Origin of the sequence: Algicola sagamiensis DSM 14643 (genome assembly GCF_000374485.1) — a bacterium.
Classification (GTDB): domain Bacteria; phylum Pseudomonadota; class Gammaproteobacteria; order Enterobacterales; family Alteromonadaceae; genus Algicola; species Algicola sagamiensis.
This window is the reverse complement of record NZ_KB894525.1, coordinates 1-1,937: the sequence shown is the minus strand read 5'-3', so window position 1 is coordinate 1,937 and position 1,937 is coordinate 1. Positions and strand designations below refer to the sequence as shown.

Genomic DNA, 1,937 nt, shown 5'->3' with positions numbered 1-1,937 from the left:
GCAGGGATCGAATTCAAGGATGGAGAAAAAGTAACGTCGGATGATCAACAGGATGCTGCATGATCATGTCATACACCAGATTTGACTATAGCTCATTGATATTCCCAGTAAAGTGAAGTTCCGCCAGATACGCGATGCCGCGATCAGGAAGGATCACAAAGCAGGAATGCGGGCGAATGATATTGCGGTGAAGTATGGGATTTCGAGGCGCAGGGTGTTTGGGATTGTTGGGGGGGCTATTCCCCCAAATAGATAAACATGGTTTCTTCACTAACGATGCAAAGCGTCAATCTTAGCATCGTTGTGTTTTCTTCTTAGTTCTCCCAAGAAATGATAGTTAGTAACTATTACTCTCAGAACTGCATATATCTGGGCCATGGCAAGCCATGAAATGACGAAGAACACAGAATACTTGGCCCACTTGATATATGTACTATCTTCGATAATCGCTTTGGCTATAGGGGCTGTAAACTGAATACAAAGCACAAGCATTAGAACAATTGATGAAACGAGAACAATTTCAATTAGCTGGCTAAGATAATTAGCATCAGAATTTACATCTTCCAAAGTTGAGCTGTCATTCGATTTCCCACTTACAACTTTGTTCATTGCTTTTGGGTAAATGATAGCGATCCATGCTCCGATGATAGCAAAAATAATGGATGATATATTTAATAATGCTCCTAAAGTATCCTTGTAATCTATATAACCTAAAGATAATACAACATCACCTAAGAGATAAGTTGTAATAAAGGAAACTCCAAGAAGTACAAGATATATAGCCATGTTCTAATCCTTTGTTTGCTATGTATAGGTTATTTCAGCTGTTTGAATAGCCTACCTCTTATTTTAGTCAGAGCACCCATAAGCTCTTTAGGTGGGACAATACTATGTGGTTTCCAGTTCAATTCCAACTGTTCATCAGAAGTCACATATGCACCAGTTAGCATAATAGCTTTCCCTGTATTTAATCTAAAACCAACATCCTTAATTTGCCCATCTTGATATAGTTTATGAAAATTTTCTATGATTTGAGTAAGTTCGGTCTCAGTTGGAGAGAATTGAAGTTCATGATTAATTGTTCTCTTTTGTCTATGCTTATGGTCTTTCCCTTTAGTGCAAAGTTTGTCCATGATTTTTTCGATCATGTCTCGATGATCTTCAACGCTATAGTCTAGGTTTTCTTTTTTTATCAGTCTTGTAATGTTGTGAATATTTAATAGAAGCAACTTATCAAGCTTTTTGTTCTTAAGAATCTGTGTGTTAAATCTTGGGTATATAGTTTTCTGTTCAGTTGTATTTGTTTGACTCTTAGAAAAGCCAATTATTTCATTCGAATCATTTTTAATTACATAAGGGGATTTATTTTCGAGAAAGCCGGTAATATATCGTTCCAGATTAGACTTACCTGGTTGAGAGTGATCAAATACCACTGTCGCAAATAGTCCTTTTTCTGGTATAAACCAAAAGTAGCTAGGGGTTCCTGGAATTGCTTCTTTGCTCCCAAAATCAGTTGTTAACAGTGAAGTACTACCAGGCTGGTTTAATGGCTCAATTCCGTAGATGACATTGTCATTATTTGGAGATTCCCCCCATAAGACTAGGACTACATCTTCATTTTTTGGATTTGCACAACTACTACAATAGTAAGTGTTAAATTGTCCCTCTGAAGTATCTGACTCATAACATGACGTATTTACAATACTCCGACCATCATTACCCCAATTATATAATTGCTTCAGAACTTCTTTTACACTACCAAATGTAGGAACACTAGAACCTCGCTCATAATAGCCACACCTAGTGATCTTATAAAACTTAATCTTTGCTTCCAATGTAATCTGAGCTATAGTCAAATCTGGTGTATGACATGATCATGCAGCATCCTGTTGATCATCCGACGTTACTTTTTCTCCATCCTTGAATTCGATCCCTGC

At 37.1% G+C, this 1,937-nt stretch carries 2 protein-coding genes; both read right to left on the bottom strand.

Translation table 11 applies throughout. From position 1 onward, the window contains the following. Positions 1 to 270 precede the first annotated feature (270 nt). The gene (locus tag C505_RS0120900) at positions 271 to 786 is read right to left on the bottom strand and encodes a hypothetical protein (RefSeq protein WP_018694581.1); all 516 of its coding nucleotides are present in this window, start codon (positions 784 to 786) and stop codon (positions 271 to 273) included. 29 nt (positions 787 to 815) lie between these two features. Beyond that, a complete protein-coding gene (locus tag C505_RS0120895) occupies positions 816 to 1,835 on the bottom strand; it encodes a hypothetical protein (RefSeq protein ID WP_157369276.1) in 1,020 nt (339 codons plus the stop codon). Positions 1,836 to 1,937: the final 102 nt, after the last annotated feature.

What these genes read in the sequence shown, in the direction of transcription:
- C505_RS0120900 (WP_018694581.1), bottom strand. Translation starts at nt 786, where the DNA reads ATGGCTATATATCTTGTACTTCTTGGAGTTTCCTTTATTACAACTTAT.